Raw genomic sequence first — 6578 nt, 5'->3', positions numbered from 1 at the left:
CGTCGCTGGTGAAGGGCTGGCCGTCGGACCATCTGTGGCCCGGCCGCAGATGCAGGGTGAACACCTTCTCGTCCTGCACGTCGTAGGACAGAAGGATGTCCGGATGCAGCTTGAAGTCGGTGCCGTAGCCGACCAGCCGGGCATAGCTGTAAGTGTTCATCACCCGCAGGTCGCGCGCCCGGGCGACCATCCAGCTGATCTCGCCGCCCTGCCGCCCCGGCTCCTTCTTCTCCGCGGCCATGTCGACGACCCAGGGCGCCTGCGGGATCCGCTGCGCCACCGGCGGCAGCTTGCCGGCGGCGACGTCCTGGGCCAGCAGCGGCGTCTCGACCAAGGGCGGCAGGCCGTCGGCCAGCGCGGGGGCGGCGGCCAGCAGCAGGGCGATCAGGCCGAGCCACCGGATCATGATGCCAGCTCCAGCGCCGGTATCTCGGTGGCGCGGACGTAGTGGCCCTTGTCAACCTCGACCAGCCGGCCCGGCGTGTCCGGGCCCAGGGTGAAGGGCGCCGGCCAGGCGGCGGGGTCGGAGGCGCGGCCGCCCATCAGCGCCTCGAAATCCAGGCGCCGCGACGGGTCCGGCGCCGGCACGGCCGCCAGCAGCGCCCGGGTGTAGGGATGCACCGGCCTGGCGAACAGCAGGGCGCGCGGCGCCAGCTCCACGATCCGGCCGCGGCACATCACCATGATCCGGTCGGCGATGTAGTCGACCACCGCCAGGTTGTGGCTGATGAACAGGTAGGTCAGGCCCAGCCGCGCCTTCAGGTCCTTCAGCAGGTTCAGGATCTGCGCCTGGATCGAGACGTCGAGCGCCGACACAGGCTCGTCGCAGATGATCAGGTCGGGGCGCAGCGCCAGCGCCCGGGCGATGCCGATGCGCTGCCGCTGGCCGCCGGAAAAGCTGTGCGGATAGCGCTGCAGGTGGCGGATGTCGAGGCCGACCAGACCCATCAGCTCCTTGGCGATCGCCTTGCGCTTCGCCATGTTGCCGATGCCGTGGATGGTCAGCGGCTCGGTCAGGATGTCGAACACCGTCATCCGCGGGTTCAGCGAGCTGAACGGGTCCTGGAAGATGAACTGCATGCGCGGGCGGAAATCCTTCAGCGCCTCGCCCTCCAGCGCCAGGATGTCGACCGGCTTGCCGTGGTCGTTGAAGCGGATGCTGCCGGCATCGGGCCTCAGCGCCCGCATCAGGATCTTCGACAGGGTGGTCTTGCCGCAGCCGGATTCGCCGACCAGCCCCAGGCATTCGCCGCGGCGGATGGCGAAGGAGACGTCGTCGACCGCCTTGATCCGCTCCTCCTGCCCGCCGCCGAACAGGCCGCTGTTGCGGATGGCGAAGGTCTTCGAAACACCCTCGACCTTGAGCAGCGGGCCGGCCGCCTCCGCCGCCTCGGTCCAGGCCTTCTTGCTCGTGCCCATCATGTGGCCGTCGGCCTGCCGGATCTCGCGGATCGGCATCAGCCGTTCATGTCCCATGTCGAAGCGCGGCACGGCCCGCAGCAGCGCCTTCAGATAGGGATGGCCGGGATCGGTGAAGATCGGCCCGATCGGGCCGGATTCCATCACCTCGCCGCGATACATCACCACCACCTCGTCGGCGATGTTGGCGACGATGCCGAGATCATGGGTGATGATCATGATCGCCATCTGCAGCTCGGCCTGCAGGTCCAGCATCAGCTTCAGGATCTGCGCCTGGATGGTGACGTCCAGCGCGGTGGTCGGCTCGTCGGCGATCAGCAGGGCCGGGTGGCACACCAGCGCCATGGCGATCATGGCGCGCTGGCGCAGGCCCCCCGACAGCTCGAACGGATAGGTCTTCAGCGCCCGGGCCGGGTTGGGGAAGCCGACCAGGCGCAGCATCTCGCGGGCCAGGTCGCGCGCCTCGGCGGGGCCGACCGGCCGGTGCAGCCGCACCGCCTCGACGATCTGGTTGCCGACCGTGTGCAGCGGCGACAGCGAGGTCATCGGCTCCTGGAAGATCATCGAGATCCGGCCGCCGCGGATGTCGCGATAGTCGGGGCTTTCCTGCGGCAGCTTCGCCAGGTCGACGACCGTGCCCGGCGTCTCCGGATCGCTGAACAGGATCCTGCCGCCGGTGACCCGGCCGTTGCTGGGCAGGATGCCCATCACCGCCTGCGCCAGCACCGACTTGCCGGAGCCGCTCTCGCCGACCACGGCGACGGTCTTGCCGGCCGGCACCCGCAGCGACACGCCGCGCACGGCCTCCAGCGTGCCGCCGGGCACGGCGAAACCAATGCGCAGATCGTGCAGGCGGAGGATATCGCTCACCGCGGCGGACCCCTCATTCCTCGGGCCCGTCGGTGGCAGGCCCGGCCGAGGCGGGGCGCACGCCCCAGCGCTCGGCCAGCCCGGCCTGGGGGGCGATGACGCCCAGCGACATCAGGTTCGCCTGGCTCGAATCATCGATCGTCAGCGCCTTGGCGACCGCCGCGTCATGCGCCTGCGACACGATCTCGTCGAAGCCGCTGATGGTCGATTCGATCTTCAGCCGCCGGCCGCCGCCGCGCAGGTCCAGCTGCATCCACCCGCGCTGGCGGTCGCGCCGGACCGAGAAGTAGCGCAGCCGGAAGCCGTCCAGGTCGCGCCAGGCGATACGGACGCCCAGCGGGCCGTGGGCGACGACACCCTGGCTGTCGACCTCGATCACGCTGCGGTGGCGCAGCCAGGTGCGGACCAGAAAGGCCAGGAACACCAGGGCCGCGGCGGCGAAGGCGATGGCGACGATCCAGTGCATCGGCAGCAGGATCAGCGGCAGCGCGGTCAGCGCCAGCCCGGCCGCGCCGCGCGCATAGTCGCCGCCCAGTTCGGTCATGTCGTAGCGATGGGCGGTCATGGCCGGGCTCCGAACAGGGTATCGGCCTCCGGCCATGCCGCCGCCGGATGCCGGGACAGGGTCGAGAGCAGGCCGTCGAGAAAGATCCATCCTTCGCCGTCATGCGCCAAATGGTGGGTGAGGAGGCCGGTCGGCTCCTCCGGGTCTGCGACGCCGGTCCGGCGATCGGCCAGGTGCCGCAGGATCGGCGCCAGGGTGCGGCCGACGCCAGCGAAGCCGCGGGTGCCGCGCCAGTCGATCGGGTCGGCATGGGTGTTGAGCTGCGCCGGGCCGGGCCCGGCATCGCGTGCGCCGAACACGGACAGCACGGCCAGGCCGGCCTCGCCCAGCCGGGCGCGGACCCGCGGGCCGATGCGATTCCAGGGCGGCGCCAGAACCGGGCGGAAGCGGCCGCCGAACAGCGTCTCCAGCCGCGCCCGGCCGGTGACGAGCTCGGCCAGAACGGCTTCCGTCGGGCGATGGTCGCCCAGCTCGGCATTCTTCTCGCCGGCCGGCGCATGCGAACGGTGCGCCCAGCCATGCTGGATCACCGCGGCCGTCGTGCCGGCCAGCCGGTCGGCCAGGGCCGGTTCGGCCCCGGCGGGGATCACGGCCAGCGCGACCCAGCGGCCATGGCGCGCGGCCAGGGCCAGCAGCCGGTCCAGCGCCGGGGTCGGCGCCACCGCGTCGTCGTCGCGCCACCAGAAGGTCGCGCAGCGGCCTGAGGCGGCCCATCGGTCCAGCTCGGCCCGCAGCTCGGTCCAGGAATCGGGCAGGGGTGGGGCAGGGGGCTCGGCGGGCACGGGCATGGATCGGGACAATACGGGCGAAAGGGGCACTATAGCCGCAGCCCGCGGCCGCGCGGCAAGCCCCGCCTCCTGCCATGCCTCGAACGTCCACCTCACGCGGCGCTCCGTTTCTCGGCGGCGTCGCGCAGCAGGGCGGCTGCGGTCCGGGCGCCGTCCAGGGCCAGCACCGCGGGCGGCGGTGGGGGCGCCGCCATGGCATCGTCCACTGCGCTGGCCAGCCGCTCCGGCGTCAACCCAGCCTCCGGTACCACGAAACAATGGCCGCGGGCGGCCAAAAGGTCCGCCCGCCGGGTCTGCTCGGTCTCGCCGGCGGCGGCGAAGGGCACGAAGACGGCGCGGCAGCCGGCCCGCATCACATCCATCACGGTGTTGTAGCCGGCCTGGCTGACCGACAGGCGGCAGCGCGCCAGCAGGCTTGGGAAGTCCGGCCGCGCCGGCTCGACGATCACGCCGTCCGGCGCCGCCGCCTTCAGCTCCGCCACGGTGCCGGCCTGCAGGTCCGGCCCGGCCAGAAGCCGCCAGCGCGCGTCACGCTGGCCGGACAGGGCACGGGCGGCCAGCGCGGCTCGCAGCAGATCGGCCCCGACCGCGCCGCCGCCAACCGAGACGACGACCTCGTCGACGCCGTCGCCGGGCGGCGCCTCGCGGGTCGACGGCGCGCCGACATAGCCGGTGTAGCGGATCAGATGCGCGACCCGCGCGGCGGGCGGGAAGCTGGCCTCGAACGGGATCACCGCCGGGTCGCCATGCACCAGCACCAGGTCGAAAAAGGCCAGGGCGGTGTCGGCCATGGCCTCGACCTTGGCCGGGTCCTTCTTGTCCACCAGGATGTCGCGGACCGAGCAGGCGATCAGCGGCCGCGGGCTGGCGCGGCGGGCGATCTCCAGCATCGGCATCAGCTCGAAGGCGAAGGCGCGGCGGCCGAACGGGAAGGTCTCGACCAGCAGGATGTCGGGCTTCGTCCGTGCCAGCAGCGCCAGCAGCTCGGCGGCGCGGCGCTTCTTCCAGCCGGTGTCGATCGGCCTGTCCTCGGCGTCCAGCAGCGTGCGGAAGCCGGTGTCGGCCGACCGCACCGGCGGCAGCGCCACCACCTCGGCGCCACCCCAGTCGGTTGCCGGCACGTCGAAGCCGCCCTGGGCCACGGTGACGGCGAAGCCGGCCTGGCCCAGCGCCCGGGCGATCGCCGCGGCACGCCGGACATGGCCGATGCCGAGCAGATGCTGAACGTGGAAAAGAACCTTCATGCTGCCAAGGAAATGTTCAGCCGCTCGATCACCGGCGCCCCCGTAGACTCCAGCCGGAACAGATGTGCGCAGCCCCACTGCAGCCCGTCCGGCGCGTCGCCGATCATGGTCCAATCGGCGGCGGAGGCATAGAGCGCCAGGATGACGCCACGATGACAGATGGCCACGGTGTCGCGCCTTGCGGCGGCCAGCCGCAGCAGCAGCGGCGCCAGACGGGCCTGCAGCTCGCGATAGGACTCGCCGCCGGGGGCGCGGAAGTCCAGGCCCAGCGCCTCGCGCTGGGCCAGCTCCGCCGGGTCGATCCGGCTCTTGTCGGACAGGCGCAGCCCTTCCCATTCGCCCCAGTCCAGCTCGGTCAGCGCCGGCTCCGGCACCGGGTCGTGGCCCAGCAGCCGCGCCGTCTCGACGGCACGGGACAGCGGGCTGGCCAGCACCGGCCAGCCGGCGGCCCACTCCGGCAGCCGCCATTGCGCCGCCGCGGCGCGCCCGGCGTCGGACAACGGGATGTCGGCCCGGCCCTGGATGCGGCGGGCCGCGTTCCAGTCCGTCGGCGCATGGCGCAGGACGAGGAGGCGGGTCATGCCGGCGCCCGCCCGGCCACGACGCTTGTCAGGGTGCGGTCGAGGATCGCCGCGCCGGCGGCGATGCCGTGCCGGGCCAGGATGTTGGCGCGGGCGGCCTCGCCCATCGCCCGGCGCCGGGCCGGGTCGTCCAGCAGGGTGGCGACGGCCGCGGCGAAGGCGGCGGCGTCGCCGGGCGGCACCAGCAGCCCGGTCTCGCCGTCGCGCAGGATCGCGGCCACGCCGCCGCCCGAGCCTCCGGCCGCCCCGGCCACCGCCGGCAGGCCGGCCGCCTGCGCCTCCAGCAGCGCCATGCCGAAGGCCTCGTTGATGGATGGCCACACGAACACATCGGCCCCGCCCAGCGCCTCCGGCAGCGATTCGGGCGGCAGCGCGCCACGGAACACGGTGCGGGCCGGGTCGAACAGCGGCTCGATCCGCGGCCGGGCCGTGCCGTCGCCGATCACCTCCAGGGTCCAGGGCCGGTCGCCGAGCCGCCGCAGGGCCTCCGCGAGCAGCGCGTAGGACCGTTCCTTGTCGCCCTCCCGCATCATGCCGATGGCGATCAGCCGGGGCGGCTCCGCGGTCCGGCGGGGCAGGGCGGCGAAAGGGGCGGCGTCGAGGAAGGGCGGCAGCCGGACGATGCGATCCGCCGGCACCAGGGCCGACAGGCCGGCCGCGTCCCGGTCGCTGAAGGTGACCAGCGCGGCTGCCTGGCGGATCGCCGCCTCCGCGGCCCTGTGTCCGGCGGCCCACGGTCCTTCGGCCTGGCGCGGCGCGTGCGACGCCTCGGCCGCGACATAGGGGATGCCCAGCGCCGCGGCCACCGGCGGCCCCAGCCAGTCCGGCGCCTTGTGGTACAGGTGGTAGGTGAACCAGAGGTCGGGCCGGTCCGTCCCGCTGGCCTGCCAGCGCCGCACCAGCCGCTCGGCGATGCGGGCGCCCAGCGCCTCGATCCGCCCCGGCCGGGCCGGGTCCAGGCCCGGATCCCAGCTGCGCAGCCGGCTGGCGACGCGCACCTCGTGTCCGCTGCGCCGCAGCGCCTCGATCAAGAGCCGCGCCACGCGCCGGTCGCCCGACGGCACCGGATGCCCGGGCGGCTTCATCGGCGCGTAGAAGGCGACCTTCATCC

Annotated in this window: 6 protein-coding genes and 1 pseudogene; all 7 read right to left on the bottom strand. The window is 73.4% G+C overall.

What is annotated here, in order from left to right; genetic code table 11:
* Positions 1–406: pseudogene (locus tag ABDW35_RS29165) on the bottom strand (ABC transporter substrate-binding protein); the annotation flags it as partial.
* Positions 403–2289, bottom strand: a complete 1887-nt coding sequence (locus tag ABDW35_RS29160) for an ABC transporter ATP-binding protein (protein ID WP_343717357.1) — start codon at positions 2287–2289, stop codon at positions 403–405. The pseudogene ABDW35_RS29165 and the gene ABDW35_RS29160, both read right to left, overlap by 4 nt.
* 13 nt (positions 2290–2302) lie before the next feature.
* Positions 2303–2854 (bottom strand): hypothetical protein, encoded by a 552-nt coding sequence (locus ABDW35_RS29155; protein WP_343717356.1) that lies wholly within the window; start codon positions 2852–2854, stop codon positions 2303–2305.
* On the bottom strand, positions 2851–3636 hold the full coding sequence (locus ABDW35_RS29150) for a polysaccharide deacetylase family protein (RefSeq protein ID WP_343717355.1): 786 nt from the start codon (positions 3634–3636) through the stop codon (positions 2851–2853). The genes ABDW35_RS29155 and ABDW35_RS29150 overlap by 4 nt, the downstream gene beginning before the upstream one ends.
* Before the next feature lie 98 nt (positions 3637–3734).
* The gene (locus ABDW35_RS29145; protein ID WP_343717354.1) at positions 3735–4886 is read right to left on the bottom strand and encodes a glycosyltransferase; all 1152 of its coding nucleotides are present in this window, start codon (positions 4884–4886) and stop codon (positions 3735–3737) included.
* Positions 4883–5467, bottom strand: a complete 585-nt coding sequence (locus tag ABDW35_RS29140; RefSeq protein WP_343717353.1) for a histidine phosphatase family protein — start codon at positions 5465–5467, stop codon at positions 4883–4885. The genes ABDW35_RS29145 and ABDW35_RS29140 overlap by 4 nt, the downstream gene beginning before the upstream one ends.
* The coding region (locus tag ABDW35_RS29135) for a glycosyltransferase family 4 protein (RefSeq protein WP_343717352.1) at positions 5464–6578 on the bottom strand (1115 nt) is incomplete at its 5' end. The genes ABDW35_RS29140 and ABDW35_RS29135, both read right to left, overlap by 4 nt.

Origin of the sequence: Inquilinus sp., assembly GCF_039594555.1 — a bacterium.
Classification (GTDB): Bacteria; Pseudomonadota; Alphaproteobacteria; order DSM-16000; family Inquilinaceae; genus Inquilinus.
The sequence above is the reverse complement of the archived record's forward strand: the minus strand, read 5'-3'. Positions and strand labels throughout refer to the sequence as shown.

Bases quoted from the DNA above. Each gene is read 5' to 3' on its own strand.
- ABDW35_RS29155 (WP_343717356.1), bottom strand. From the start codon at position 2,854: ATGACCGCCCATCGCTACGACATGACCGAACTGGGCGGCGACTATGCG.
- ABDW35_RS29145 (WP_343717354.1), bottom strand. From the start codon at position 4,886: ATGAAGGTTCTTTTCCACGTTCAGCATCTGCTCGGCATCGGCCATGTC.
- ABDW35_RS29140 (WP_343717353.1), bottom strand. From the start codon at position 5,467: ATGACCCGCCTCCTCGTCCTGCGCCATGCGCCGACGGACTGGAACGCG.